We start from the raw sequence: 25,779 nt of genomic DNA on the forward strand, positions 1-25,779 counted from the left end.
GTGCAGGACCCTCAGGCCGCGGCAGCGAGGGGCGCTTGGAGGTCGGACAGTGCCCGCTCGCGGGAGCCGTGGATGGCCGGCGCCTCGGTCACGGCGTGGGCTTCCAGCGTGCGGCGGACCTCAAGGTCGGCTGCCACCACGGCCATCGGCCGGCCGGCCTGTCGGCACATGTGGTGGGCTCGTACGACCGTGCTCAGTGCGGCGGGGCTGATGGGGGCATGGGTCAGTTCCAGCACAACGGGCGCGGTCCGGTGCGCGGCCAGATGGCCGTCGATGGCCGCTGCGGCGGCTGCTCGACCGACGATGTCCAGATCGGCTCGCAGCCGGATGATCACTACACCGCTGTCGGTCACCTCGATGGGCAGCACGGGCGCTCCTCTTCTCCACGGCCGGTCTTCTCCTGTCCCGCTGCTGCCCCCGCGTTGCGGCGACATGCGGCCGTCGCTGCGCCCGACTCTCGGCAGGGGTCAGGATCCCGTCGAGGATCCGCCTCCACAGGAACAGCCGTGGCGGGGCGGGCCCGTCAGACGCGTTGGGCGCGGTGCAGAAGTGTTCGCAGGCCGTGGGCGCGCAGGGCCGCGCGGGCCGCGTTCGCACCGGGCGCACCGTGCACGCCTCCGCCGGGGTGTGCGGCGGCGGAGGCCAGGTAGAGGCCTCTCACAGGGGTTTCGGGGCGGCCGGTGCCGGGGGTAGGCCGGAAGACCGCCTGCTGGTGCAGGGCGGTGGTCCCGTTGTTGATGGCGCCGTTGTGCAGGTTCTCGTTCAGGGTCTGCAGGGTGGTGGGCGCCAGGATCCGGCGGGCGCGGATGAGCGCACGGAAGCCCGGCGCGTACCGTTCCACCTGGGCTTCGATGCGGTCGGCCATGGCCTGCTGCTCCCGTTCGTCCCAGCGCCCGGTGATCTTGTCCGTTCCGGCGTCAGCACGGATGTGCTGCGGGAGGTGGGTGTAGGCCCAGGCCGATTCGGTGCCCGCGGGCGAGCGGCTGGGGTCTGCCGTGGTCATCTGCCCGAACAGGACGAACGGCTCGTCCGGGACGTGCCCCACCGCGAGCTGTGCCGCGAAGCGGGTCAGGCCGTCGACGCCGTCGGCCATATGGACGGTGCCCGCCTCTGCGGCCGGGGCTGCGGTCCAGGGCACCTTGCCGGTCAGCGCCCAGTCGACCTTGAACGTGGCGAAGTCCCACTGGAAGCGTTCCAGGTCCCGCACCAGACGGGCGGGCAGGTGCTCCTCGCCCACGAGCTCCCGGTACAGGGCCGGCGCCGACGTGTCGGCGAGTACGGCCCGGCGCGCGCCGATGGTCTCTCCACCGGCCGTTCTCACCGCGACGGCGGCGCCGGCGCGGACGACGACGGACGTGACGCGTTCCCGGCAGCGCAGGACTCCGCCGCGCTCGCGCAGGCGCCGCACCAGGGCGTCGGTGAGGGCGCTGGAGCCACCGACCGGGACGGGGAAGCCGTGGCTCTGGCCGAGCATGGACATCAGCCAGCCGAAGCCGCCGCTCCCGGCGGCCTCGGGCGGAAGGTCGGCGTGCAGGGCGTTGCCGGCCAGGAGCAGTCGGCCGCCTTCTCCGGCGAACTCCTCCTCGCCGAGGCGGCGTACGGGCAGGGCCAGCTTGCGGGCGAGGCGCAGCCCGCCTGCGGTGCGTAGGCTCCTGGCCAGGCGGAGCCCGGACTTCAGGGGTGGGAACGGCGTGAACAGGGCCTTCACCACGTCCGGACCGGTCCGCGTCCAGATGTCGCACATGGCCTGCCAGGCATATCCGTCGCCCTGCGCGAACCCGGCCAGCCCGGCCGCCGTCTGCTCGGCCCGGCGCTCCAGGACGGCGCACCGCCCATCCCTGAGGGGATGCGCGAGGACGCGCGGGGCGTGGCTCCAGCGCAGCCCCTGGGCGGCGAGATCGAGTCCGGCGAGGACCGGGGAAGCTGCGGCCAGCGGGTAGAACGCGCTGAAGACGTCCGAGACGTAGTCGGGGTGCACCCCGCGGTCGCTGCGTACGGCGCCGCCGGGCTCGGGCTGGGCTTCCAGAACCTCCACGCTCCAGCCGGCGTCGACCAGCAGGTTCGCGGCGACCAGGCCGTTGGGGCCGGAACCGATGATCACGGCGTCAGGCACGGGGCGCCCCGGTGCGCGGGCGGTCGTGTTCGACGGCCCGGGCCAGGCGGGCGAGCATGCCGCGGTGGCGCACCTGCAGCAGCGCCTCGCTGAGGGGGTTGTGGAGGGCGCCGCCGATGCCGCGCAGGGGGTGCTCGTCGCAGACCACGAGGGTGTCGTCGCCCCAGGGCCGCAGCTGGAGGAAGATCCGGGCGGTGCCCAGGCCCTTGGCCAGGGCTTCCAGCTCCAGTTCCCGGCCCGGCTCGTTGTGGCGGACGGTGGTCACGCTCCGGGCGGTCCAGGGGCCCAGCCGCACCGTGTAGCGCAGCCGGGATCCGGTGGCGGGCCAGTGCGCATCGAGGGGTGTGGACTCCGAGGGGCCCACTACCCATTCGCCGTACCGGGTCGGGTCGGCCAGCACGGCCCATACCGCGTGCGGGGCGCGCCGGATGAGCTGGTGACGGACGGCCATGGGGTCTCTCCTCCTGGGGGCGGGTGGGCGGGCGGCGGGTGGGTTCCACGCCGCGGGTATCTCCGGGTGGGGTTGGGGGCCGCTCGGCGGGTCGGCAGCCGACGGGCCGCGTCGTGCCCCTGCCCCCTTTCGGGCGGCTTCACCCAGGGCGTTCCGTCATGCGGCAGCGGCATGGCACCGCTCCGGACCACGCGTGGTCTGCCGATACCTTGCGCGCTCCCGGTCAGGAGTCGAGGCGGGCGGATCACCTTTCACTGCTGCGGGTAGCGGTGTTCCTTCTCGTCCTGGGCGTGCTCCTGCGGTGTCTGCCAGGAGTCCTCACGGCTCCGGGCGACCGGATTCTGCTCGGCGGGCCGGACCGGAGCCGCGGCACGGCGCCTGCGCCGGCTGCCGTACCAGAAGGCACCGAGCAGGAGCAGGACCAGCACCACCCCGGCGGTGATCAGGAAGAGCGACGCCTGACCCTCAACTGCGAGATTCTGTTGCACGATCATGCACAACGCCTACCCGCGTTACGGCGGGCCACCACGCGCTCCACTCGTTCGGCGATCTGTGTCGCCACCGCCGGGGATGCCTTCGGCGCCCCGGCGCGGCCGGGGGGCCGGGGCGCCGGGGCGCCCGACGGCGTCCTAGCGGCCGAGGGCGTTCTTGAGCTGCTGCTTGGTCATGGTCGATCGGCCGTCGATGTCGCGCTTCTTCGCCTCGGCATACAGCTCGTCCTTCGTCGGGTCCGAGGAGCGGCCGCCCGCGTGGGACTTCTCCCCACCGCGCTGCGCGGCGGACTTGCCCTGGGTGGAGCTGCGGCCGGCGGTCTTGCTCTCCCCGGACTGGGCGCGTTCCTTGTTGACCGTCCGGGCGGCCATCTCCTTCGCGCGACTTTCGGACATGCCGCGCTTCTCACCGGACTCCTTCACGTGCTCGTACTGGCGTTCCCGCTTGGGGCTGGATCCTCGGGGCATGGCCGGGCCTTTCGTCGAATGCGGTCTACCGGTCATGCTGCGTGCGGCCGGGCCGGCCCGCACCTTCAGGAGAGGCCGGCCGGCTTCCCGACCCGTGCACGGGGACAGCGCGCGCGAGGTGTTACGGCAGGGGTGTGCCGCCGGTGGCGTTGACGACTTCGCCGGTGATGTAGCTGGCTGCCGGGGAGGCGAGGAAGACGTAGGCGGGCGCCATCTCCGCGGGCTGGGCGGGCCGCCCGAGCGGCGACTGCTTCCCGAATTCCGTGGGGTCGGGCATGGTCGCGGGGATCAGCGGGGTCCATACGGGGCCGGGCGCGACGGCGTTGGCGCGGATGCCGCGTTCGGCGAGCATCTGGGCCAGGCTGTGTGTGAAGGAGATGATCGCGGATTTGGTCATGGCGTAGTCGAGCAGGTGGGGGCTCGGCTGGTAGCCCTGCACGGACGCGGTGTTGATGACGGACCCGCCGGCGGGGATGTGGGCCAGCGCGGCGCGGGTGATCCAGAACATCCCGTACAGGTTGGTCTTCATCACCCGGTCGAACTGTTCGGTGGTGATCGCCTGGATCCCGTCCGGCTGGGACATCTGGTAGGCGGCGTTGTTGACCAGGAGGTCCAGGCCGCCGAGTTCGTCGACGGCCTGCTCGACGAGGGCCGCGCACTGGTCCTCGTGGCGGATGTCGCAGGCGACGGGGACACCGGTACGGCCGGCCTTGCGGATGAGCCGTGCGCTCTCCTGGGCCTCGTCGGCCTCTTCGGGCAGGTGGGTGAAGACGATGTCGGCCCCCTCCCGCGCGAAGGCCAGGCAGACGGCCCTGCCGATCCCGGAGTCGCCGCCCGTGACCAGTGCCTTGCGGCCCTCCAGCAGCCCGTGGCCCTCGTAGCTGTCCTCACCGTGGTCGGGGCGTGGATCCATGGCCTCCGTCGAGCCGGGATGGTCTTGGGGCTGCTCGGGGAACGGGGGGCGCGGGTGGCGTGTCACGGGGTCGGTCAGGGGGGCGGTCTTCTTCGGATGGGTCACGTGGTTCTCCGTCTCGCGCGGGGTCGGGGGCCGTCAGGAGGAAGACGGGTAGTTCGCTGCTTTGAGGCGGCGGGCGAGGTGGGCGGTGTTGGCGGCGAGGGTCCTGGTGGTGACGGCGGTCTTCTCGGGGGTCTTGTCGAGGTCCTGGTAGTCGGTGCCCTGCATGGCTTCGCCGACCCAGTAGGTGACGGCGTTCGGGGCGAGGGAGAAGCCGACGTCGTTCAGGCCCTGGAAGACGTCGGCGCTGACTTTGTGGGCGCCGTCCTCGTTGCCGACGACGCAGAGGGCCGCGACCTTGCCGTAGGTGAGCATGCGGCCCTCCTCGTCGGTTTCGCCGATTTCGGCGTCGAGACGCTCCAGGACGCGCTGGCAGATGCTGGAGGGGTGGCCCAGCCAGATCGGCGTGGCCAGCAGGAGGATGTCGCACGCCAGGATCGTGTCCCGGATGGCGGGCCAGGCGTCCCCGTCACCCATGTCGGTCTCGACCCCGGGCCTGACGTCATGGTCGGCGACCCGGATGACCTTCCCGGTAACGCCGTGGTCGGCAAGGGCCGCCATCGTCTGCTCGGCCAGCAGCTGCGAGCTGGAGGCCTTCGGGGAGGGGGAAAGGGTGCAGACCAGCGCAACGGCCCGCAGAGGAGTGGTGTCGGTCGTCGAGTTCATGCGTCCCGACTACCCGGACCGGGAAACTCCATCCCGCCAATCTCCCGGTATATACCGATACGAGTTGAAGGGATGGCCCGCAGCTCGTGCTGGACGCTGCCGCCATCGGAGCTGGCTCCCGCTCACGGCGGGGCAGCGGCCGCCTGCCCGCCAGGTGAACCGGCGCATCCGCTCTCCCGATCCGCTGCTTCACCGCAGAGGGCGTCGCTCTCCCGATCCGCTGCTTCACCGCAGAGGGCGTCGCTCTCCCGATCCGCTGCTTCACCGCAGAGGGCGTCGCTCGCACGGGCGGGCGGAGCGGCCGCATTGACCCCCTGCCACGCGGGGTGCACAGCCGCACCACGCGGCACCCCGAGGGTGGACGCGCCGCCCGGACCGACACCTTCGGTCTCCCACCCCTCGTGGCGGTGCGCTGCGCCGGCCGCTGCTCGGGCAGGGACATCGGCATCTTCCTGATCATGCGCTGGGGCTTCGGTCACCGTATGCAGCAGAAGGCGGCCCTGTCCCCGAATTCCCGGGCAGGAGCGGGACCAGGTCGCATACGGCAGCATGTAGCCGGTGCTCCCGCCGGGCGCGGGCGACGGGGCGTTGTAGCGGGGCATCACGGCCCTGGTGCAGTATGCCGAGCCACATCACCGGTTCGCCGAGCTCGGGACCAAGGCGACCGACTGCTCGAAGGCCGACACCACGTCGAGGCCGCCCGCGTACATGGTCCATCGGAGCACGAACTCATGCTGCCGCGTACGAACGGCGGTGCGTTCCGGGAGGGTGTGACGGTCCTGGCGCAGTGCGTCGAGCGGGAGGGCCGGCTGCCAAGGCGCGGCCACGTCCAGGTCGTGCCCCGCGGTCGGGCACCGCGCCGGGAGCCGGACCGGGAGCCAGAGGGCGCGCGCCGCGACGGGCTCCACCCCGAAGCACAGGCGCAGCCCGCGCCCGTCACCTCCCCCGGGGTCAGCACGGCCCCGGCCGTCGGCTGACGTGCGGGCCAGGGCGGGGGGGGTGGGGCGGGGTCGGTTCGGATAGACCGGCTGCAGCTGGGCAGCAGCGTGGCATGGCCGTCCTTCGAAAGCTCGCCCGTCCGCTGCTCGCCGCCCCGTTCATCGCCGGGGGACTGCGCACCCTGCGCAGTCCCGAGACCATCGCGGAAGTCGCCCAACCCCTCGCCCGGGAAGTCGGCAAGCGCGTCCCGGCGCTCGGCGGGGATCCGGTGCGGTTCGTACGCGTCACCAGCGCCGTCCAGACGGCCGCCGGCCTGCTGTTCGCGACGGGCCGCGCCCCGCGCCTGGCCGCGCTCACGCTCGCCGCCTCGGTGGTACCGACGTCCCTCGCCACGCACGCCTTCTGGAAGGAGGAGGACCCGCGGGAGCGGGCCCGCCGGCGCGCCCACTTCCTGACCGACCTCTCCACGCTGGGCGGGCTCCTGATAGCCGCCGCGGACACCCACGGCAAGCCCTCCCTCGCCTACCGGTCCCGGCACGCGCTCGACCACCGGCACCCGGTCAAGGCCGTGCGGCGACCCGCCGAGGCCGCCGCGGCGAGCACCGTCAACCGCGCCAAGGCGGTCATGGCCTCGCTGCCCGGCTCCCGCTGAGCCGGCGGCGCCGGCCGACCGTATGCACGCATCGCGTCCTGGCCAGACTCATTCCCGCCAACCCCAGCTCCCGGAGTGCCTTAGATGATCACCCACCGCAGCCGCCCCCTAGCCGCGGATGGAGTTCACCTCGACGCCGTCACCGTGTGCCTCCAGGGCGAGATCGACATCCTCAACGGCGGCGCACCCCAGCACACCCAGAGCCCGGCGCCGCGCTCGGCCGGCCGTAGGTCATCGACTCGCTTGTCACAGGTGGGCGATGCGCGGGTGTGAGGCCCGGTGCGCGCGAGCCGGTCGGGCAGACGACCGCCCAACAGAACGAGGCGGGCTGCGTGGTGGCGTTGTCCCGCACAGGGGGCGAGGATTTCCAGCAGCTGTTCGTCGGTGCCGTTGCGGTTGCCGATCAGTGCGTAGCCGATCTGGACCGGCGGACGGAGGTCGCCGAGGGTGAGGGCGTCGGGGGCGCCGAGGGTGCGCTGGAGGGTTCTGCGGCGGTGCAGGGACCGATCCCGGGAATGAGCTGGAGACGGGCCATTGCTGTCGGCAGAGTCCCGTCCATTATCTCCCGAGCGCGGTCCACGACGAGGGGCCACCGGATCCGTTCACGAGCCATACCGGTACATGTACCCCTGCGGCGCCGCCGGCCCCCTACCCGTCAGCCAGCGCAGGTGCGGCACGGACCTGATCCGCGCCAAGGAGCCGGCCTGGTCAGCGGACCCTGGCGAGGGCTGCCTCGGCGGCGTTGTCGGCGACTCCGACGGGCATCCGTTCCCCGGACTCGACGTCGAGCTCCAGGAGGACGCGGGAGGCGTCGGGTGCGCGGCGCGGCCCCGGGCGGCCGGGGCGAGGGGTTCGGCACGGCGGCGGCCGGTGATCTGCCGGTCGGACGCACGCCGCCGGTCGCGGCGGGGCGCCCACTGCTCCAGCGGTTCCCCACGCTCGCCCACGGCCGTCCTCCTCCATCGCCACCGCGCCCCCGGCAGAAGGTTGCCCGGTTCGTCCAGCCATGGTGTCTCACCGTGGGGTGTGACGGTGAGGCCGAAGGAGTCGGGGCCGGGACGGCCCTGCTCCCCCCACCAGGAGCAGGAGGCCTCCACGGCGTCCCACAGGCGCCGCGGCCCCTGCTGGTAGACGATGCCCGGCCCGTCTTCCTGCGGCCGGCGCACCGCCGCCCACGACCGGTCGTTGCGCGAGCAGAACCAGGCGGCCCGGGGGCCGCCGCAGCCGGAGCACACCGCGAAACGCCCCGCGCTCAGGGCGGGTGCAGCCTGCTGCCGGTGGGCGGGGGCCTTAGCCTCCGTCCCAGGCCAGCTGTCCCGGGGGCCGCCACGGCCGGGCCGGTAGCGGAACCGGAGCAGGCCACCGCCAAAGAGGCTGTCCGCCTTCGGAGGGCGGGCCACAGCATGGTGGTGTGTGGGCTCGGTGCGGGCGAGGTGAACAAGGCGTGGTGGCCATGGGCGAGGTTGCCAAGACGAGGGGGCGTGGAGGATGGTTGCGCTGAGGCAACTATTTTCTAGACGTATTTGAGGTGAGGGGTTCGCACCGCGGGCCTTCAACGCTTGGCGAATTTCACCCAGTCCATTTCGCCTCCCGCCGCGGAGATCACGGCGTGGGGAGAAGCCCCCTATCCCGTGATCCTCGCCGATCACGGTGCGGTCGTCGTGTCGTCGAACGCGGCAGCCCGTCAGGTGTTCCCGCAGCTGCGCTCCGGGGCGGCGATGGCCGACGTGCTGCCGGGCTGGCTGGCCGACGCCCACAGCCGCCTCGCGCCCGCAGGCTGCCGGCCCGACCGTGAAGACGCCTCGGACGCAACCGCGCACGGGGCGGTCGGCGATCGTTCCTTCGAGGCGCATCCGACCGTGCGCGGGAACGGAAGTGTGGTGTGGTGGCTGGTCGAGGACACCGATCACCGCCTGGCCCTCGAAGCGCTGCGCATGGAGCGCGAGCGGACCGCGTTCCTGACGCGGGCCTCCAACCTGCTGCTGTCCTCGCTGAACCCAGAGCGCTGCATGGACGTCACGGCGCAGATGGCGGCCGACGACCTCGCCGATGCCGCCCTGGTGATCGCGCCGGCCCGCGGCGGGCTCCTGCCGGTCATCTCCTGCCTGCGCGGCGGCAAGCCCTCCGCGTCCTCCGTCGCCGCATCCGCGGAAGACGTCCCGGGGCTGGCGGAAGCCCTGCAGGGATTCCCGCCGGTGCCCTCCCGGTGGATAGACCCCGCCACCGCTCCGGCCTGGCTCATCCCGGACGGATTCGGCCCGGTGGGATCGATCGTCGTGACCCCGCTTCCCGGTCACGGTGTCCCGGTCGGCGCACTCGTCCTGCTGCGCACGGCAGGCGGTACGTTCACGGAGGCGGAGGAGGTCTTCGCCCGGCTGTTCGCCGCACGTGCGGGAGCCGCGATGTCGGCGGCCCGCCTGTATGCGGATCAGGCGTCCATCACCGAGACGCTGATGCGAGAACTGCTGCCTCCCACGCTGCGGCAGATCTCCGGGGTCGACTACGCGGGCGGCTACCGCCCCTCCAAGAGCCACGAGCGGATCGGCGGGGACTTCTACGACGTCCACCCCGCCGCGGTGGAGGGCGACGCCTCCCTGGTGGTGCTGGGCGATGTCTGCGGCAAGGGTCTGGACGCCGCGGTGATGACGGGCAAGATCCGCACCACCCTGCACGCGCTGCTGCCGATGGCCGACGACCACCAGCGGATGCTGAGCCTGCTCAACACCGCTCTCCTCAACAGCGACAACGCCCGCTTCGCCACTCTCGTCCTCGCCTCGGCGGCTCGGGCCGGCAACAGCGTGCGGCTGCGGCTCACCAGCGCCGGCCACTGCGCGCCGCTGATCCTGCGCGCGGACGGCCTCATCGAGGAAGCGGCCACCCGCGGCACCCTGGTCGGTGCGCTGCCCGACATCTTCACCGAGACTGCCGAGGTGACGTTGGCGGCCGGTGAAACGTGCCTCCTGTACACGGACGGGATCACCGAGGCCCGCGGTGGACCACTGGGCGACGGCGAGTTCGGCGAGGAGCGGCTGCGGCGGGTCCTGGCGGAGTGCGCGGGGATGCCGGCGGAGGCGATCGTGGAGCGGGTGCAGATGCTCGCCGCCCAGTGGGTGGGTACGGGCAAGCACGACGACATGGCGGTCGTCGTCGTCTCCGCCCCCCGGACCAACCACCTGTCCGCGGTAGACGGCCACACCCGGGGCAGGTACACCGCATGAAGACAAGTACCGGCGCGGGCGCTGCCCGCGCCCCCCGGCTGGAACAGCTGACGGAAGAGCTGTGGCTGGCCGTCGCCGTCGGCGACGAGTGCACGGCGACCGCCGTGGTCACCGGCGCGCTCGATGACGGAGTCGACGCCGAGAGCGTTCTGCTCGACGTGATCGCTCCCGTCCAAGGACGGGTCGGTGAGGAATGGGCCGCGAACCGGATCACCGTCGGCCAGGAGCACGCCGCGACCGCCATCAACGAACGGGCCGTCGCCGCCCTCGCGCGGCACCCCGCGGCCCGCACGGCTGCCGCGGTCCAGCGGCGGGGCCGGATCACCGTGGCGTGCGTCGACGGGGAGTGGCACGCCCTGCCCGCCCGCCTGCTGGCCGAGACCCTGCGGCTGCGGGGGTGGCACGTCGACTACCTCGGCGCGCAGGTCCCCGTATCCCACCTCATCACGCACCTGCACCTCACCGGTTCGGACGTGGTCGCGCTCTCCAGCTCGATCCCCACCCGGCTCCCCACCGCCCACGCCACGATCAGCGCCTGTCAGGCCGCAGGAGTGCCCGTCATCGTCGGGGGCGCCGCCTTCGGACCCGGGGGCGACTACGCCCGGCTGCTCGGCGCGGACGCCTGGGCCCCCGACGCACGGACCGCCGCCGATGACCTGGCCCGGCGTCCGCTGCCCAGACCCCAGCCCGAGCACCAGCCCATCGACGACCTGCCCCACCTCGCGGACCAGGAGTACACGATGGTGGCCCGCACCAGCGGGCAGCTCGTCAAAACGGTGTTCACCGGCCTGGAGGACGCCTACCCCGCGATGCGCGCGTACAGCACGCAGCAGCGCGAGCGCACCGCCGAAGACCTGGCCCACATCGTGGATTTCCTCACCGTCGCCCTGTACACCGGCGACGCGGAGCTCTTCGCCCGGTTCCTGGTGTGGACGGCCGGCATCCTGCGCGTCCGCGGCGTGCCCGCCCGGTCCCTGCTGCCCGCGCTGTCGATCCTGGGCCGCGAACTCAAAGACTTTCCGCGCGCCACCGGCATCCTGCGTACCGGCGCCGCCTCCCTGACCCCCGCCCCGTCCACCTCCGCCTCCGGGACCCCCGAGTGACCCTCTTTTCCTCCATGCCCCTCGAACTGACGCGCCGCAGCACCGCCCACGGTGTCCGCATCGAGCTGCGCGGCGACCTCGTCCACCTGCACACCGAAGGGCTGGTGACCACCGTGAGCGAACTCCTGACGCAACAGGGCAGACCCGCCGAGCTGGTCCTGGACTGCAGCGGCGTCACAGCCGTCGACTCCAGCGGGCTGTCGTCCCTCCTGATGATCCGCCGGATGACCAACGCCGCCCGCGTACCCCTGCACCTGACCCAGCGGCCTCTGCGGCTGGAACGGATGCTGGAGGTCACCGGTACGCGGGCCTACCTCACCGCACCGGAGGAAGCCCGCACCGCGTCCCGGCAGTCGGACAGGACGTCGGCCGCCTCCGAGGAGTCCATACCGGCCCGCAAGAGCCCTCCGGACAGCAGCAGCTGACCGTGGAAGGCCCCTGCGCCGGCCGGGCAAGCCACTCGCGCGAAGGCACACCATGCCCGACCCGGCAGCCACCCCGTCCCAACCGGAACACGACGCCGCCCGCGCCCTCAGAAGCCTCGTCGAGACCCTCGACATCCTGTGGGCGCACCCCCCTGTCCACACCGCAGGAACGACGGCCTCCACAGCACAGCTGCGCATCATGACCCTGATCGACGGCCGGCCCGGGATCCGCATGCGCATCCTCGCCCACACCCTCGATACGACGGCCCCGTCCCTCACCCGCATGTGCGACCGCCTCGAAAACCTCGGCTTCCTCGAACGCCGCACCAGCCCCCACGACGCCCGCGAACGCACCCTGCGCCTCTCCCCCGCCGGTTCCACCCACCTGGCCCACGTCCGCAACCAGCGCGAAGCCACCCTCACCCACGCCCTCACCGCCATGCCCCCCGACAGCCGGCGCGCACTGTCCACCGGCCTCGCCGCTCTGCACCACAGCATCACCCGTCTCTGAACTCCCGCAGACGCTCGCGCACCACCCGCGGAGCAGGCCAGCGGCCAGGGCAGCCGGCAGCCGGCCGGGGCGCCGGACGCGGGGGTCTCTCGCACGCCGACCGAGGGTCGGCCCGGTCCGGCCGCATCCCGCCACCTGGGGTCTGCTGCGGGCAGGATGTTCCGCGGCCCACTGCTGCGCCAGGAAGTCGTACGCGCCGACCGGCAATGTCTCACTCATGACTTCGATCCGCTCGGTGCGGGGGCCGCGACGTTTTCGACGACTGTTTTGACCCAGGCCAGCCCTTCCGCGTCGGCGTACTGACCGAACGTGAGGTCACGCGTCCTCACACCGCCGTCCCCGTGAACCAGGAGTGAACCGGGGCGAGCGCGGATGACGGCGGCCATCCGTTGACGGTCGCCAGGAGCTGCCGATAGCGCTCCACGAGCGGATCGGCGCTCGTCCGCAGGCGGGCGAGGAGCCAACGGCGCAGATCGCCCTCCGCGGCATCCTCGAACGCCCGGGCGTAGAGAGCGGCCAGCAGGTCCGCCGAGGACGTGTCCGTCGCCTGAAGCAGGTCGGCCGAAACGGCCTCGTCGATCCGTTCGCGCATGGCCAGGTCGAAAGACTCCTGCAGCGCGATGGCGTCCCTCCGGGAGAGCTCTTCCTCCTGGTTTCGGGCCGTCCGCCGAAGCGCGCCACAAGAGTCCGCGCTCTGGCAGAGCCCGACGAGTTCCACCCAGGCATCCACCTGTTCAGCGGCGTGCGCCTGCATGACCTCCGGGAGGGGGGCGTCCCGATCCAGTACCCTGCGTATCGTCGCCAGGTCGAGTCCCAGTTCGCGCAGTGTGCGGACCAGCTCGAGGCGGGCAAGCGCGTCGGGATCGTAGGGACGGCAGCCCGCCGGACTCCGACCGGCCGGCGGGACGATGCCCCGGTCCGAATAGAACCGGATCGTCTTGACCGGCACTCCTGCACGGCGGGACAACTCCCCGATGGAATACTGCGTGTCGCTGTCCGTGTCCCCAGCCCGGCGTCTCCCCCTACGGGAGGCTCAACCGGGGCCGGGCACATCGGGGTTCGGGCCGTGCCTGTGGCCCTCGACGGCTGCTGGTACCTCGGCGCACGTCGGCCCGCACGGCTCGGTCCGCCGTTGATGGTGGTCGTGGCTCCGTCTCGGGGCAGCTGACCTGGGGTGGGCGACCACGGGCGGTGCGCGGTCTGGATATTCGATGGTCGCCGCTTGCTCATCGTCGTCATACTGCCGCGATGGACCCAGTCACGCTCGAGACCGACCGCCTGGTGCTGCGGGCCTTCACACCCGCCGACGCGGACGCGGTGTACGAAGCCTGCCAGGACGAGGACATCCAGCTCTACACCCCGGTGCCGGTGCCGTACCGGCGGGCGGACGCGGGGAAGCTCGTCGGCGAGACCCTTCCCGCGCAGTGGGCCGAGGACAGGGACTACACCCTCGGCGCGTTCCGCAAGGACACCGGCGCCCTGGTCGGCTCGTACTGCCTGACCTTCATCAGCCGCGGTGTCTGGGAGCTCGGCTACTGGGCGGTCAAGGAACAGCGCAGACGCGGGTACTCGGTGGAGGCCGCTCGGGCCCTGTGCGACTGGGGCTGGGACACCCTCGACGTCCACCGCATCGAATGGTGGGCCATGGCGGGGAACACCGCCTCGCGCGCCCTCGCCGAAAACCTCGGCTTCACCGTCGAAGGGACACTGCGCAAGCGCGGCATCGCCAACGACGGCACACCGCACGACTGGTGGGTGGGTGGACTGCTGAGGCCCTGACGGCCGGTCCGGTGCCGGCCGGTCGCCACGACGTCCGGGAAGCGGTCCCGCACGAGCGCGCCGCAGCGGGTCCGGAGCACGATCCGGCGGCACGGCGGCCCGGGCCAGGAGGGACGGCACGGGCGGGAGGTGGCCATCCCGGCACTGCCCGCGTGGGTACCCGTCGCGCATCGGCATCCCGCACGCACCGTCCCACGCACCCCGCCGGGGCGTCCCGGCCCCCGAAGCTTCGCCGCGGGGGCCGTCCACGGGAAGAGGGGATCCCAGGCACTCGGGGGCATCGCTGTGCCGTCAGCGGTCAGCCGAACAGGTTGCCGCCCACGGCCGGATGGCTGAGCTCGGACATGTCGTCGGGGCGGGCGAGACGGTCGTGGATGAGCCGCCCCCCACAGGGGCCGACGACGCGGCTCCTCGTCCGCTCCATCCCGTCGTCGGCGTAGCCCTTGATCCATCGGGCGTAAGCCCACTTGCCGGTATTGGCGCTGTCGGCGACGAAGTCCCGGAAGACGGCCCCGTTGCCGGCGGCGAAGTCCTCACGCCCGGTCGGTACCTCGCAGTAGAGGCGGACGACCGGCTTCGCCCACTCGTGGGCGGGCCAGTCGACCCGCACCGAGGCGATCTTCGCCAGACCCGTCGCCTTCAGCGAATAGGTGAGGCCGTCCATCGGGAGCACACAGCTGTCACCCGTATGACCGACGCCGCTGAACAACGTGACCTCGGGCTTCACCGGCTGCCGGACTGAGTCAGACATTTCATTCTCCAGGGTCAGGAAAACTCACCCTTACCCGCTCAGGCGCATTGAGTAACGAAACGTCCCTTTAGGGACATATCGATTCGCATGACACGTCGCTCTGCCCGGGTACCGGCCCGGCGGCCGGCACAGCAGATCGCCGAGAGGACCGTACGGGCGGTTCCGGAGCCGCCCCGCGTCGTACGGACCACGGCACCCGATCAGGCCGTCGCCCCGCAGCCCGGCCCTCGCGGCTGCCCCACCTCATGGTCGGGAAACACATGCGATCCGCATGCATGACCGTCATCGCGCCGGGCATCGGATGCCTCGGAGGTCACAACTATGGTTCCCCTGCTTCTCGTTCTTCTGCTCGCACTGATCCTTTTCGGCGCCGGATTCGCCGTGAAGATCCTCTGGTGGGTCGCGATCGCCGTTCTGGTGCTCTGGCTCATCGGATTCGTCGCCCGCCCCAAGACCGGCAGCGGGCGCTGGTACCGCTGGTAGCAGCACCTCAAGCGCACCATCGCGACACGGAAATGGCGGTGGCCCACTCCCCCAACCGAACGAGGGGACAGGCCACCGCCATTTCGGCACGTCCGGACCATGCCTGACGCACCGAAATCGCCGTGGCGGTACGGCATCGGCGGCCGCGGGAGCGTGGGCCGCGTGTTCGTCGGCTCGCGGTGTCAGGTGAGGCCGGTGATGGTCACGGTGACCGAGGTGTCCGCGGCGGCAGCGGTGCCGAGCTCGCGCAGGGCCTCGTACACGGCGGCCCGGGTGTTGCGGGCGACGTCAAGAGCACGGCTTTCGGCGAACGTGACGATCCGGACGTCGACGTCACAGCGGCCGGTGTCGCCGTCGTACCTGATCCTCAGCCCGGACGCGGGCCGGGGTGCGTCTCGACGGTCGGGGAAGGCCGACCGGAGCCGGTCGGTGAGGCCGGGGGTGAGGAAGGCGACGCCGGGAACGCCCCGTACGGCCAGCGCGAGCGCTTCGTCCAGTGGAGGCGGGTTCATCGTCCTGCTCCCTTCGTCGCGTCGTGCGGGTCGGTGAGGCCGGTGATGCGGACGTCGATGCCGGTGACGTTCAGTCCGAGACGCGCATCGGCCGCTTCCTGGGCCGCACGTCGCACATCGTCGGCCAGCGCCAACAGGTTCGGCGCGTCGGCGGGGGCCACGATGTGCAGGCTGACGGAGAGCGTGCGGGAGGCGGGGTCCGGCGTGATGCGGCAGGAGCCGGCCCGTACTCCCGGTACCCGTTCGGCGGCGGCGCGCAGGACGCGGGCCGCTGTGGACTCGTTGATCCATATGGCCTCGTCCGGTTCGCCGAGCGGGAGGGGGCGTCCCGGCCGGAGTTCGGCGCGGACGATGTTCATCACCCGGTCGGTCAAGGACGTGGTGTCGTATTCGGCCGGGTCCTGTTCCTGCGCCTGGCCCATCCGGTGGACGGCCGCGCTCAGCTGCCGGAGTTCCTCGACGGCGGCGGCGCAGTGGGGGCATGTGCTCGGGTGGTCGTCGGTGTACCCGTCCTCCCAGGCCGTCCAGGCGTCGGACAGGTGTCGTCCGCAGGGCAGGGTGGGGTCGTCGTCCGGGTCGGGCGGTGTGGGCAGCGGGTGGGTGGGTGTGGTCATCGCCAGGCCCCCAAGGCATCGGTGAGTTGGCGTCGGGCACGAAACACGCGGGCGCGGACGGCCTGCTCGGTGATGCCGACCGTTTCCGCGATGAAGGGGTAGGACCGACCGTCCAATTCTCTCAGTACCCAGCAAATGCGCTGTTCGGCCGAGAGGTCACCCAGAGCTCGCTGAAGGTCGGTGGCGGCGGCCCTGCCCTCGGTGATGCGGTCGGGGGCGGCGCTGTGTTCCGGTGCGGCCACCTCGGCGGCCGCGTCGAGCGGTACCTGGGTTCTGCGGGCGCGCAGGATGTTGAGGCACCGGTTGGTGACGATGCGGTACACCCAGGTTCCGAACGCGGACCGGCCCCGGAATTCGGGGAGCTTGCGCCAGGCGCTGACCAGAGCGTCCTGGACCGCGTCCTCCGCCTCGATACGGTCGCCCAGGAGCCTTGTCGCCAATCGGAGCAGGGCCGGGGCGTGCCGGCGGACCAACGTGGCGAAGGCCTCTTCGTCGCCCTCTCCCGCACGTACCGCCAGAAGTGTGTCGTCGAGGTTCGCTTCCTCGTCCGGCGCTCTGGTCTGTGGGCCCGTCATGGGGCGGCTCCCTTCGTGATGGTGTTCAGCCGTCCGGACGGTGCACCGTGCCCGGGTGTGGAAGGTCCAGGTCACGGCAGCTTTCACCGCGGTGTGCGGATGCCCCGCCGGGACCCTCTCATGCGGGCGCGCAGTTCGAATGTGTCCGGATAGCGGAGAAAATTTCTTGGCGGGACGCGTCACAAGCGCATCCGGTCGGGGTCTATCCGAGTGAAGGCAACCGCAGGGGCGCCGCAGGGGCGGCGTCCGGACAAGGGAGACACGGACATGACCTCGCAGCAGACGATTCCCGCGTCGAAGCAGGCGCTCGTTCAGCAGAAGGACCGGACGGGGGCGGGGGCGACCGAGATCTTCCTCGGCAAGACCGGCTCGGACGAGCCGGCCGGGACGCGCGGCAAGACGTCCATCGCGGATGTGGTCGTGGTGAAGGTGGCGGGCATCGCCGCTCGGGAGATCCACGGCGTGTACGACATGGGCGGCGGTCTGTCGCGGACGCTCGGTGCGGTCCGTGACCGGGTTCCCGGTGGGCGGCCGAACGTGGGGCGGGGTGTGAAGGTCGAGGTGGGCGAGCGGCAGACCGCCATCGACCTGGACCTGGTCGTCGAGTACGGCGTCAGCGTCACCGAGGTCGCCTCGGACGTCCGGGAGAACGTGATCTCGGCGGTCGAACGGATCACGGGTCTGGAGGTCGTCGAGGTCAACATCGCCGTCAACGACGTGCACCTGCCCGAGGACGACGACCAGGCCGTCGGCGCGGACTCCCGCGTCGAATAGCCGTCCCGGGCAACGAGGACACGGGCAGGCGCTGCCGGCCCTTGCGGCGGCGGCAGGTAGGAAGAAGGACGAGTGATGAGTCGGGCTTTCATCGGAATGGTCGCGGGGATCGCCCTGGCGTTCGCCGGATACTTCGGAGGGTTCGGCGCGTTCCTGCTGGTCGCAGCCCTCGGCGCGATCGGATACGCGGTCGGCGCCTGGTGGGACGGCGATGGGCGGTCGCAGGATCTGCGGGAGATGCGGCAGATGTTCGATCGGAGTCGGCGATGACGGAGCGTGCCGAGCGCGGCTCGACCACCGTCGCGGACAAGGTCGTCCGCAAGATCGCCGAGCAGGCCGCCGTCGAGGCTCTCCGGGCCGGCGGGTCGGCACGGGCCGGCGGGACGGCACGGGCCGGCGGGTCGGCACGGCCCAGCGGGACGGCGACCGTTCAGGGCCGGCGGGCCGAAGTCGCCCTGCGGGTGGCTCTGCCGTACCCCACCCCGCTGGCGCAGGGGGCGCGCCGGGTGCAAGAACACGTCAGGGACCGTACTCGCCGGCTGACGGGCCTGGAGGTCGCCCGGCCCCGGCTGGCCGTCACCCGGCTCACGGCTCGGGACCCCGCCGCCGGGCCCGCGGCCCCTTCGGCCGCCGCGGGGTTGCCGGCGGACAGCCCCGCGGGGCGCACCCCGCGCCGCTGGTGGTCGCCGCGGCGCGTCCCCATGGCCCTCCTGGTTCTGCTGGCCGGCTCGGCGTGCGCGGCGGTGACAGCCGATGTCATCCGAGTCCACGCCCTCGGCGTGCCGGCGGCTGCTTGGCGAACGGATACCGTCGAGTGGCTGGCCGGCCACCGGCCGGGTGACCTCGCCGTCACCGGTGCCGCGCTCGGCGCGGCCGCCGCGGGACTGTGGTTGCTGGTGCTGGCCCTCACCCCAGGACGCCGCGGACGCCTCAGCGTCACCGCGCGCGCACCACGCCAGAGCGTCGCCGTCGACCGGTCCGCCGTGGCTTCGCTGGTCCGCGATGCGGCCGGTGACGTGGAGGGCATCGAAACGGTGCGAGTCCGCGCCGGTCGGCGACGCCTGTCCGTCCGCGCCCGGCTGGCATTCGGTGATCGAGAAGACGCGGCTGAGCAGGTCACGGCCGCGGCCCAGGGGGTCCTGTCGAGCTGCCTGTTGCGCCGGGCGCCGCGGCTGAGGGTCACGGTCTCGCCGCAGCCGACGTGGCAGCCGCCCGGCGCCGCCGGTCACACCCCTGCCGAGGAGAAGGGACCCATCGGATGATCGCGCCCCGTACGACCGGCAACCGCACGACGCTCGCCATCGCCGGCCTGGTCCTGCTGGTCGGCGGAGCCTGGCCGGTCGGCTCGTGGAGCCCGATCGCCGACCGGCTCCCGGCGGGATGGCCCCGGCCGCCCGCCGGAGGGAGGCTGCTCGATCGCACGGCTCTGGCAGACCTGCGGTCGCACGTCTGGTGGACCCCCGCCGTCATCACGGCCGGCGTGCTCGTCACCGTACTGCTCGCCCGGTGGCTGCTCGCCCAGCTGCACGTCGGCCGGCCGTCCCGGCTCCGGCTGGCCGTCGCCCACACCTCGCTGCGCACGCAGGCCCTGGAAGAGGCGCTGACCGAGCGGGCGGAAGGGATCGACGGCATCGGTCGCTGCCGCGCCCGCGTCCATCCCCGACGGCGGAGCGAGCGCCTGCTCGTGCGTGTGCGCGTCTGGCTGGAACCCGGTGCCGCACCCGACACCGTCATCGGGCAGCTCACGGCCCTCACCGCGGAAGCCGAAGCCGCGGCCGCCCCGTACCGGATCGAGACCCGCCTGCGCCTCAGCCACATCACACACGGGGCGCCCCATGTCCACTGACGTGAGGCCCGCAGGCAACGCCGGCGCGCGCGTCGCGGACCGGACCGCCGGCGCCTGGTGGCCCGCGCTGCGCCGGACCCCCATCGCGCTGTGGAACGACGACATCACCGACTACGCGGCCGCTCTGACCTACTACGCCATCCTGGCGATCCTCCCCTCCCTGCTCGTCACCGTGCTGGCCTTCGGCCTCATCAGCCCCGACACGGCGCACCAGTTCATCGCCCACGTCACGCACTACGCCCCCGGACAGTCCGGGACCGAACTCCACGAGCTGCTCGCCAGCGCCCTCGACCGGCACTCCGCTGCCTGGACCCTCCTCGCCGGCGGCACCGCCAGCGCCGTATGGTCCTCCTGCAGCTACCTGGCCGTCTTCCGCCGAGCGCTGCACCGCATGCACCGCACCCCCGACCAGCGCTCGCCCTGGCGCGCGGCCCACCGCATCGTCGCCACCGCCCTCGCCCTGCTCCTGCTCCTCGGCGTGAGCGCCCTCGTCCTGATCCTGAGCGGGCCCATCGCGCAGAGCGTCGGCAGGCTGCTCCACCTCGACGACAGCGTGCCCTTCGTCTGGAGCGTTCTGCGATGGCCCCTGCTGCTGACCCTGGTCGCCGGCCTCGTCGTGGTCGTCTTCCACACCGGACCGACCGCCGCCCGGCGCCGCCGCTACAGCCTTCCCGGCGGCGTCCTCGCCGCCGCGCTGTGGCTGGCCGTCTCCGCCGGCTTCGCCCTCTACCTTTCCCTCCTGGGCACCTACAGCCGCCTCTACGGCTCCCTCGCCGGCATCGTGGTCTTCCTCATCTGGCTCTGGCTGTCCAACCTGTCCCTCCTCACCGGCGCCCAGTTCACCGCCACGCTCCGTCTGTACGAGATCTCCGCCGCCCACGCGCCCGCGCCCGAGGCGGGGCCGACCGTCGGCCGTCCCTAGTCCCGGCGGACCGGGCCCCTCAGGAGCACGCGCGACGTGCGGCGGGGGCGCGCCGGGCCAAGACCCCGGCCGTGGCCGGCCGCCGGCGACAGCGGTTTCCCGGCCCCGGATCCGGAACGGTGGCACGGGTTCGGCCGGAGCGGCCCGACGGTGTGCCGTGCTGCGGACCGTGGTCACGGCTGCCGCTCTTGCTCTGCCCCTGCCCGCCACCAGCGTTCACACCGCCGAGGAGGCGGCCGTCGCCCGGATCGGAGCCAGGTGCGGCGGGTGGGGGAAAGGGGACCTTGGTCCCGCTTGGACCGGTCTCGAATGGATATCCCTATGCCGTCGTTCGTTCGCACGGAAACCAGCCGTGCTGCTCCGGCCGGGCCTTCGCCGGCCCTGCCGGAGTACCACCTCTAGCAAGGGAAGTACATCGTGGGCATCATCGCCTGGATCCTCATCGGCCTCATCGCGGGCGCCATCGCCAAGGCACTCACGCCCGGCAGGGACCCGGGTGGGTGCCTCGTCACGATCCTCATCGGCATCGTCGGTGGGCTGCTCGGAGGCTGGCTCGGCAAGGTGATCTTCGGCGTGCACTCCCTCAACGGCTTCTTCCACCTTTCGACGTGGATCGCCGCGATCGTCGGCTCGGTGATCGTGCTCCTGCTCTACCGCCTCCTCACCGGAAGGCGCTCGCGCTGACCAAGGTCCCCGATCGCTGTCAGCGATCCTCGGTGACCGACCGCACCACCTCCCCGCGCGACCCGCTCCGCCTCCGTGACCGGCCCGTCCATCCGGCCCCTTTCATTCCGGGCGGTCTCGCATACCGTGCCGGACGGGCGACCGGGACCGACGGGATACGGGCGGGATACGGGCGGGATACGGGCGCGGTGACGCGCGGACGTTCCGGGAGGCGGGGCGGGCACGCCGGCTTCTGCCGGGCCGGGCGTGGCGTCCCGCCCCGGCGGACGCCGAGGCGGCGGCCGCCGCTGTCCTGCGCCGCCTCACCGCCCCGCTGCCGACCCGGCGGAGTGCGGCGGTGCGGATGGCCGTCCTGGACCGGGACCGCCGGCTCCAGCGCGTTGACCGGCGTCCGATCACGCTGGGTGACCCGCGGTCACGGACTCGCCTTCTCCGGAATCCGGCTCATGCTGCCGGACGTCCGGGGGCGCGGGCGGTCCATCGTCGCGGCTCAGGACGTGGGCGGGGTGAAGTCCACGAGGAGGGACTTCGGGCCGCGGGTGAAGACGCCCTGCTCGGCCGGGTCGTAGCCCGCGGCGGGCCGCAGGTCGGGCATGGCGTCGAGGAGCTGGTTGGCGGCGATCTCGACCTCTGCCCTGGCCAGCAGGGCCCCGACGCAGAAGTGCCGTCCGAGGGCGAACGCCAGGTGGTCCGCAGCCGCCGAGAAGGCCGTGGTCGCCGTCAGATCCTCCCGGAAGACGTCGAAGCGGTCCGGGTCCTCGTAACGTTCGGGGTCGCGGTTGGCCGCTCCGATCAGGCAGGTGACGGTGGCACCGGCCGGGACGGTGCCACCGCTCAAGGTGACGTCGACGGCGGCCTGACGCATGATCATGTGAACGGGCGGGCTGTGACGCAGTGTCTCCGCGAAGGCCCGGTCGATCAGCCCGCGGTCCTGCCGGACGGCCGCGAGCTGCCGCGGATCGGCCAGGAGGTTCGAGAAGAGCCCGGCGACGGCCTTGTCCGTGGTTTCGGCGCCCGCCGTCAGCAGCAGGCTGCAGAACGCCTTGATGTCCTCGTCGCTCATGCGCACGCCGTCGACCTCGGCGGTGCAGAGCGCGGACAGCAGGTCGTCGCCGAGGCGCTCGCGGCGGTCCCTGATGACCGGCAGCATGTACGCGGCGAACTCGGCCTGCGCCCGTGCCCCGGCCGCCGCGCACTCCGGATCCCCGGCCAGGTTGCCGGTGAACGCCACGAAGGCCCGGTACCAGCCGCTGATGCGCTCCTGGCCGGAGCGGTCGAGCCCGAACATGTCGGCGATGACGGTGATGGGGAAGTGGGAGGCGAAGCCGCTCACCAGGTCCACCGAGCCGCTGTGGCGGAAGACGTCGATCAGTTCGCGGGCGTTGCGCTCAATGAGCGGAACGACCTTCTCCCGCAGCTCGTTGCCGCGGAAGGCCGGGGCCACCAGGGCGCGCCGGGTGGCGTGCTCGCGGCCGCTCATCTGGAGGAGGGTCTTGCCGTGCACGGGCTCGGTCTGCCAGGCGTAGTTGTCCGTCGTGAAGAGCGAGTCCCTGTCCTTGAAGGCCCGCGCGACGTCCTCGTAGCGGGAGATGAGGTAGCTCCGCGTCGGCTCGTGCCAGACGAGGGGCGCGTGCTCACGCAGCGCCCGGTAGGTGGGGTACGGGTCGTCGGCGAACTCCTGCGACAGGATGTCGGGGACGTCGGGAGCGGCGGTCATGGAATTCCCCCGTCAGCTTGGCTTTCGACACGCCGACACCGTCGGCGCCCTGGCAGCCGGCCTCTTTCTGCAAGGGAACACCACACCGCCCGCCGTGAACAGGGTCTCGGCCCCCGCGCCGAAGTCCCGGGGGACGCGCCCGGAACGGCTGTCCCTGGGGCCCCTCCCCCACCGCGGTCCGTGAGCGCCGACCGCGACCGGTGGCGCCGGGAACAGGCCCGGCAGGCCCTGGATGGCGCGGCGGTACGGGAGGACTTGCGCGGCACCGGTGGTGCCGCGGGCGTGCCGGGGAACGGAGAGTTCCCGGGCACGTCCGCGGCTCCCGCGCGTGACGCCTACGACGAGAAGAGGACCGAGCGGAGCTTGACGCGCTCGCCGAGCGTCTTGCCGGGGAGCATGACGATGTAGTCATCACCGTCGCAGTCGAAGGACGGGAAGATCGTCGCCGTGGCGTTCGTCAGGTTCTGGGGCGCCCTGGCCGCGAGCAGTTCGGTGGCTTCCCCCAGGTTGATGCACACACCGCTCGACGGGTCCACGATGGTGTGCGGAACGACCAGAGTGGTGCGGTACTTGAACTCCCCGTCGGCGGCCTGGGCCACGTTGGGCACGGCGACGAGCAGCGCGAGGGCGCCGAGCGCGGGCACGGCGGCGTTGCGGAAGCGCATCAGGATCTCCTGGGCGTCGATGGTCTCCCGCCCTGAGCATCCGGGCGACGTGGGACCTGTTCCCCCTTCAGTCGAGGTCAGGCACGAATTCAGCTGTACGGGGCAACTCGGCGCCCGGCAACCGGTGCGGGCGAAGGCGCCGGAGGTGCTCCTCGCCGCGAAAGGCACCTCGGTCCGGGCCCGGGAGGCACTCCCGGGCCCGGGTAAGGCCGGTTGGGTGGGGGCCTTCCCGGGGGGCCATGACTCCCCCCCCGGGGGGCTGTCGGTGGGATCGGTCAGTTCCAGAATCCGGTGTGGACTTCGCGGGCTTCCGGCAGGTTCACCGGGCCGGTCACGGGGAGGTCGCGCTGGCCGGCGACGAACACGGTCCGGCAGGGAAGGGACATGGTGGGGTTCTCCTCGTTCGCGCCCGTCATGTCGAGCAGTTCGTCCTCGCCGAGGGCGTAGACGACGCGGCCGATGCTGCCCCAGTAGATGGCGCCGGCGCACATCGCGCAGGGTTCGGTGCTGGTGTAGAGGGTGCAGGTGGTCAGGAAGTCCGCGTCGTACCGGGCGGTGGAGAGGCGGACCAGGTTGGTCGCGGCGTGGCCGGTGGCGTCCCTGTTGGTGGTGACGGTGTTCTCGGCCTCGATCAGGACGCCGCCGTCGGGGCCGACGAGGAGGGCGCCGAAGGGGTGGTTGCCCGCGGCGCGGGAGCGGCGGGCGACGGCGACGGCCGCGTGCAGGTGCGCGATGTCGGTGTCGGTGGCTGCGTGGGTCCGGTCGGTGGTGCTGGTCATGCGGGGATCTCCTCTGTGGTGTGGGGTGCGACGGGTCCGGTGGACGTGTCTCGCGCGCCGGGGCGGCGGGTGAGGGCGTAGTGGATGAGGCCTGCGGTCAGGAAGGCGACGGCGGCGGCGCCCGCGCCGAGCGCGGGGTGGGCGGCGGCGACGGGGCCGACGAAGAGGCCGGGCTGGCTCATGAAGGGGATGGCGGCGGCGAGGCCGAGGAGCCAGGAGGCGAAGCCGGGGCCGAAGCGGGCGGCCGGGTCGGCGGGGCGCCGGCTCAGGAAGCGCTCGACGAGCATGACCGCGAGCCAGGGGCGATCCAGTTGCCCAGCAGGATCAGGAAGTTCTCGAACGACTTCCAGTAGTCGCCCTGTCCGGCGAGCCAGCCGAACGTTCCGCCGAGGGCGCCGACGACGAGGACGGCCTGCCGGCGCCGCATCCTGACGCGCGCGACCAGCCGGGCCAGCGCGCCGGAGTAGCAGTCCAGGCAGCTGGAGGTGATGGCCGAGATGCCCAGGGCCAGCATGGTGACGGTGGCGAAGAGTCCGGGCAGGACCTGGCCGACGAGGTCGGTGGGGGTTCCGATGAAGGCGATGGTGCCGATGGCGGGGCCGAGTCCGGCGATCCAGACGGAGCGGAGCCAGGTGCCGGTGAAGGCGTACGCGAAGAGCTTGCGGGGCGGGGTGTCGGCCGGCATGTAGCGGGCGTAGTCGGCGGCGTACGAGGAGAAGCTCAGCGCGCGGGCCGCCTGGACGGCGATGGTCAGGGCGAAGGCTCCCGCGAAGCCGACGCGCCCGCCTTGCCGGGGTCGAAGGCAGAGCCGAGGTCGCTCTTGGTCAGGGTGCAGACGGAGACGACGATGAAGAGCAGCGGCAAGATGACCGCCATCGTCTTTTGGACGAGGTGGATGAATCCGTAGCCGACGAGCGCGATGGCGACCTGGCTGATGGTGATGATCGCGAGGGCCGGCCCGAACCCGGTCCCCAGCAGGGTCTGTACGGCGAACGCGCCGAGGACGGAGTTCACGGCGAACCAGGCGCAGGCCTTGAAGAAGACCAGGACGGCCGGGATCGCCGCGCCGATCCGGCCGAGCGGGCCCTTCGTCTGGACGAGCAGGCCGACACCGGAGCGCGGCCCGAAGGTCGACATGGCGCCGATCGCGGCGGCGCCGACGGCGCTGCCCAGCACGATCGCCAGGAGCGCCTGCGTCCAGCCGAGGCCGCGCCCCCGTACCGGCCGCCCACTGGGCGCTGGCCCGGCGCTGCCCGACATCTCGCGCCCGCACCCCCGCAGATGCGCGCACCCGTGGCCGCGGGACCAGGACCACTTCCGGGACCGGACCGTCGGACGCTGGTCGAGTGGGCTCGCCGCCAGCAGCAGGTGCCGGGGCCGGGCGTCCGGTCCGACCGCGTCCCGGGTCGCGGCGCGAGCCTCCCGGGCCGGGGTGGGCCAGCAACAGCGGCGTATCCGGGAGGATGGGTCGCGCGCCCGTGGGCTCCGCACTCGGCGAATCCAACCACCGCGCAAGTTCGTTTCCCCGTCAGTGGGTTCGGGCCCGCTGCGGTGGTCGGCCGGGGCATGGTCGGAGCGGGGGCGGGTCCGGTCGGACCGCGCCCGGGGGCCGGGTTGGTGGGAGGG

General features: G+C 72.4%; 32 protein-coding genes. 14 read left to right on the plus strand and 18 right to left on the minus strand.

The annotated features are described in order from the left end of the window. Positions 1 to 11 precede the first annotated feature (11 nt). The 7 genes from ACGFXC_RS36215 to ACGFXC_RS36245 all read right to left on the minus strand — a co-directional run bounded on the left by ACGFXC_RS36215 (position 12) and on the right by ACGFXC_RS36245 (position 5,204). Positions 12 to 368 (minus strand): STAS domain-containing protein, encoded by a 357-nt coding sequence (locus ACGFXC_RS36215; protein WP_393719185.1) that lies wholly within the window; start codon positions 366 to 368, stop codon positions 12 to 14. Between the two features lie 155 nt (positions 369 to 523). Then, positions 524 to 2,113: a phytoene desaturase family protein gene (locus ACGFXC_RS36220; RefSeq protein ID WP_393719186.1), complete on the minus strand. Its 1,590-nt coding sequence runs from the start codon at positions 2,111 to 2,113 to the stop codon at positions 524 to 526. Further along, positions 2,106 to 2,564 carry an SRPBCC family protein gene (locus ACGFXC_RS36225; protein ID WP_393719187.1) on the minus strand — a complete coding sequence of 153 codons (459 nt, stop codon included), beginning with the start codon at positions 2,562 to 2,564 and terminating at the stop codon, positions 2,106 to 2,108. The genes ACGFXC_RS36220 and ACGFXC_RS36225 overlap by 8 nt, the downstream gene beginning before the upstream one ends. Positions 2,565 to 2,815: 251 nt before the next feature. After that, positions 2,816 to 3,058 carry a DUF6479 family protein gene (locus ACGFXC_RS36230; protein ID WP_393719188.1) on the minus strand — a complete coding sequence of 81 codons (243 nt, stop codon included), beginning with the start codon at positions 3,056 to 3,058 and terminating at the stop codon, positions 2,816 to 2,818. A 135-nt stretch (positions 3,059 to 3,193) separates the two neighbouring features. After that, positions 3,194 to 3,523, minus strand: coding sequence for a plasmid stabilization protein (locus ACGFXC_RS36235; RefSeq protein WP_393719189.1), 330 nt, complete (start codon positions 3,521 to 3,523; stop codon positions 3,194 to 3,196). Between the two features lie 121 nt (positions 3,524 to 3,644). After that, on the minus strand, positions 3,645 to 4,436 hold the full coding sequence (locus tag ACGFXC_RS36240; protein WP_393719190.1) for an SDR family oxidoreductase: 792 nt from the start codon (positions 4,434 to 4,436) through the stop codon (positions 3,645 to 3,647). Between the two features lie 138 nt (positions 4,437 to 4,574). Beyond that, positions 4,575 to 5,204 carry a flavodoxin family protein gene (locus ACGFXC_RS36245; RefSeq protein ID WP_393719191.1) on the minus strand — a complete coding sequence of 210 codons (630 nt, stop codon included), beginning with the start codon at positions 5,202 to 5,204 and terminating at the stop codon, positions 4,575 to 4,577. Between the two features lie 731 nt (positions 5,205 to 5,935). Between ACGFXC_RS36245 and ACGFXC_RS36250 the strand changes: the two genes are divergently transcribed. From ACGFXC_RS36250 to ACGFXC_RS36275, 6 genes are all read left to right on the plus strand, one after another. After that, positions 5,936 to 6,181, plus strand: coding sequence for a hypothetical protein (locus ACGFXC_RS36250; RefSeq protein ID WP_393719192.1), 246 nt, complete (start codon positions 5,936 to 5,938; stop codon positions 6,179 to 6,181). Positions 6,182 to 6,255: 74 nt separating this feature from the next. After that, positions 6,256 to 6,795, plus strand: a complete 540-nt coding sequence (locus tag ACGFXC_RS36255) for a DoxX family protein (RefSeq protein WP_393719193.1) — start codon at positions 6,256 to 6,258, stop codon at positions 6,793 to 6,795. Between the two features lie 1,631 nt (positions 6,796 to 8,426). Then, positions 8,427 to 10,013: a PP2C family protein-serine/threonine phosphatase gene (locus ACGFXC_RS36260; RefSeq protein WP_393719194.1), complete on the plus strand. Its 1,587-nt coding sequence runs from the start codon at positions 8,427 to 8,429 to the stop codon at positions 10,011 to 10,013. Continuing rightward, the gene (locus ACGFXC_RS36265) at positions 10,010 to 11,116 is read left to right on the plus strand and encodes a B12-binding domain-containing protein (RefSeq protein ID WP_393719195.1); all 1,107 of its coding nucleotides are present in this window, start codon (positions 10,010 to 10,012) and stop codon (positions 11,114 to 11,116) included. The genes ACGFXC_RS36260 and ACGFXC_RS36265 overlap by 4 nt, the downstream gene beginning before the upstream one ends. 14 nt (positions 11,117 to 11,130) lie before the next feature. Next, the gene (locus ACGFXC_RS36270) at positions 11,131 to 11,541 is read left to right on the plus strand and encodes an STAS domain-containing protein (RefSeq protein WP_393719196.1); all 411 of its coding nucleotides are present in this window, start codon (positions 11,131 to 11,133) and stop codon (positions 11,539 to 11,541) included. A 52-nt stretch (positions 11,542 to 11,593) separates the two neighbouring features. Next, positions 11,594 to 12,052, plus strand: coding sequence for a MarR family winged helix-turn-helix transcriptional regulator (locus tag ACGFXC_RS36275; RefSeq protein WP_393719197.1), 459 nt, complete (start codon positions 11,594 to 11,596; stop codon positions 12,050 to 12,052). Positions 12,053 to 12,377: 325 nt separating this feature from the next. Here ACGFXC_RS36275 and ACGFXC_RS36280 read toward each other — a convergent pair whose 3' ends face one another. Further along, entirely contained in the window at positions 12,378 to 13,028 is a 651-nt protein-coding gene (locus ACGFXC_RS36280) for a MerR family transcriptional regulator (RefSeq protein ID WP_393719215.1), read from the minus strand. A 272-nt stretch (positions 13,029 to 13,300) separates the two neighbouring features. On the opposite strand from ACGFXC_RS36280, the gene ACGFXC_RS36285 reads away from it, so the two are divergent. After that, on the plus strand, positions 13,301 to 13,831 hold the full coding sequence (locus ACGFXC_RS36285; protein WP_393719198.1) for a GNAT family N-acetyltransferase: 531 nt from the start codon (positions 13,301 to 13,303) through the stop codon (positions 13,829 to 13,831). Between the two features lie 298 nt (positions 13,832 to 14,129). Here ACGFXC_RS36285 and ACGFXC_RS36290 read toward each other — a convergent pair whose 3' ends face one another. After that, positions 14,130 to 14,582, minus strand: coding sequence for a hypothetical protein (locus ACGFXC_RS36290; RefSeq protein ID WP_393719199.1), 453 nt, complete (start codon positions 14,580 to 14,582; stop codon positions 14,130 to 14,132). A 321-nt stretch (positions 14,583 to 14,903) separates the two neighbouring features. Here ACGFXC_RS36290 and ACGFXC_RS36295 point away from each other — a divergent pair, with 321 nt between their 5' ends. Further along, positions 14,904 to 15,065 carry a hydrophobic protein gene (locus tag ACGFXC_RS36295; RefSeq protein WP_393719200.1) on the plus strand — a complete coding sequence of 54 codons (162 nt, stop codon included), beginning with the start codon at positions 14,904 to 14,906 and terminating at the stop codon, positions 15,063 to 15,065. A gap of 182 nt (positions 15,066 to 15,247) precedes the next feature. Here the strand turns inward: ACGFXC_RS36295 and ACGFXC_RS36300 are convergent, their stop codons facing one another. The 3 genes from ACGFXC_RS36300 to ACGFXC_RS36310 are packed head-to-tail and all read right to left on the minus strand — an operon-like array spanning position 15,248 to position 16,766. Beyond that, the gene (locus tag ACGFXC_RS36300; RefSeq protein ID WP_393719201.1) at positions 15,248 to 15,577 is read right to left on the minus strand and encodes a hypothetical protein; all 330 of its coding nucleotides are present in this window, start codon (positions 15,575 to 15,577) and stop codon (positions 15,248 to 15,250) included. Then, positions 15,574 to 16,191: an Asp23/Gls24 family envelope stress response protein gene (locus ACGFXC_RS36305; protein WP_393719202.1), complete on the minus strand. Its 618-nt coding sequence runs from the start codon at positions 16,189 to 16,191 to the stop codon at positions 15,574 to 15,576. Before ACGFXC_RS36305 ends, ACGFXC_RS36300 begins: the two co-directional genes overlap by 4 nt. Beyond that, positions 16,188 to 16,766 (minus strand): RNA polymerase sigma factor, encoded by a 579-nt coding sequence (locus ACGFXC_RS36310; protein WP_393719203.1) that lies wholly within the window; start codon positions 16,764 to 16,766, stop codon positions 16,188 to 16,190. The genes ACGFXC_RS36305 and ACGFXC_RS36310 overlap by 4 nt, the downstream gene beginning before the upstream one ends. Positions 16,767 to 17,033: 267 nt before the next feature. Between ACGFXC_RS36310 and ACGFXC_RS36315 the strand changes: the two genes are divergently transcribed. The 6 genes from ACGFXC_RS36315 (at position 17,034) to ACGFXC_RS36340 (ending at position 20,992) form a co-directional block, all read left to right on the plus strand. Further along, entirely contained in the window at positions 17,034 to 17,540 is a 507-nt protein-coding gene (locus ACGFXC_RS36315) for an Asp23/Gls24 family envelope stress response protein (protein WP_393719204.1), read from the plus strand. Between the two features lie 75 nt (positions 17,541 to 17,615). Beyond that, positions 17,616 to 17,810: a hypothetical protein gene (locus ACGFXC_RS36320; protein WP_393719205.1), complete on the plus strand. Its 195-nt coding sequence runs from the start codon at positions 17,616 to 17,618 to the stop codon at positions 17,808 to 17,810. After that, positions 17,807 to 18,802 (plus strand): DUF6286 domain-containing protein, encoded by a 996-nt coding sequence (locus ACGFXC_RS36325; protein ID WP_393719206.1) that lies wholly within the window; start codon positions 17,807 to 17,809, stop codon positions 18,800 to 18,802. Before ACGFXC_RS36320 ends, ACGFXC_RS36325 begins: the two co-directional genes overlap by 4 nt. Further along, positions 18,799 to 19,386 carry a hypothetical protein gene (locus ACGFXC_RS36330; RefSeq protein ID WP_393719207.1) on the plus strand — a complete coding sequence of 196 codons (588 nt, stop codon included), beginning with the start codon at positions 18,799 to 18,801 and terminating at the stop codon, positions 19,384 to 19,386. The genes ACGFXC_RS36325 and ACGFXC_RS36330 overlap by 4 nt, the downstream gene beginning before the upstream one ends. After that, positions 19,376 to 20,308, plus strand: coding sequence for a YihY/virulence factor BrkB family protein (locus ACGFXC_RS36335; RefSeq protein ID WP_393719208.1), 933 nt, complete (start codon positions 19,376 to 19,378; stop codon positions 20,306 to 20,308). The genes ACGFXC_RS36330 and ACGFXC_RS36335 overlap by 11 nt, the downstream gene beginning before the upstream one ends. A gap of 417 nt (positions 20,309 to 20,725) precedes the next feature. Further along, entirely contained in the window at positions 20,726 to 20,992 is a 267-nt protein-coding gene (locus ACGFXC_RS36340; protein WP_393719209.1) for a GlsB/YeaQ/YmgE family stress response membrane protein, read from the plus strand. A gap of 490 nt (positions 20,993 to 21,482) precedes the next feature. Here the strand turns inward: ACGFXC_RS36340 and ACGFXC_RS36345 are convergent, their stop codons facing one another. From ACGFXC_RS36345 to ACGFXC_RS36370, 6 genes are all read right to left on the minus strand, one after another. Further along, positions 21,483 to 22,709, minus strand: coding sequence for a cytochrome P450 (locus tag ACGFXC_RS36345; RefSeq protein WP_393719210.1), 1,227 nt, complete (start codon positions 22,707 to 22,709; stop codon positions 21,483 to 21,485). 335 nt (positions 22,710 to 23,044) lie between these two features. After that, entirely contained in the window at positions 23,045 to 23,374 is a 330-nt protein-coding gene (locus tag ACGFXC_RS36350) for a hypothetical protein (protein WP_393719211.1), read from the minus strand. 275 nt (positions 23,375 to 23,649) lie between these two features. Beyond that, positions 23,650 to 24,153, minus strand: a complete 504-nt coding sequence (locus ACGFXC_RS36355) for a nucleoside deaminase (protein WP_393719212.1) — start codon at positions 24,151 to 24,153, stop codon at positions 23,650 to 23,652. After that, complete coding sequence (locus tag ACGFXC_RS36360) at positions 24,150 to 24,440, minus strand: hypothetical protein (protein ID WP_393719213.1); 291 nt, start codon at positions 24,438 to 24,440, stop codon at positions 24,150 to 24,152. Before ACGFXC_RS36360 ends, ACGFXC_RS36355 begins: the two co-directional genes overlap by 4 nt. Beyond that, positions 24,419 to 24,988, minus strand: coding sequence for a cytosine permease (locus ACGFXC_RS36365; RefSeq protein ID WP_393719216.1), 570 nt, complete (start codon positions 24,986 to 24,988; stop codon positions 24,419 to 24,421). Before ACGFXC_RS36365 ends, ACGFXC_RS36360 begins: the two co-directional genes overlap by 22 nt. Further along, complete coding sequence (locus ACGFXC_RS36370) at positions 24,904 to 25,413, minus strand: cytosine permease (protein WP_393719214.1); 510 nt, start codon at positions 25,411 to 25,413, stop codon at positions 24,904 to 24,906. Before ACGFXC_RS36370 ends, ACGFXC_RS36365 begins: the two co-directional genes overlap by 85 nt. Positions 25,414 to 25,779: the final 366 nt, after the last annotated feature.

Source organism: Streptomyces sp. NPDC048507 (genome assembly GCF_043199995.1).
Taxonomy (GTDB): Bacteria; Actinomycetota; Actinomycetes; order Streptomycetales; family Streptomycetaceae; genus Streptomyces.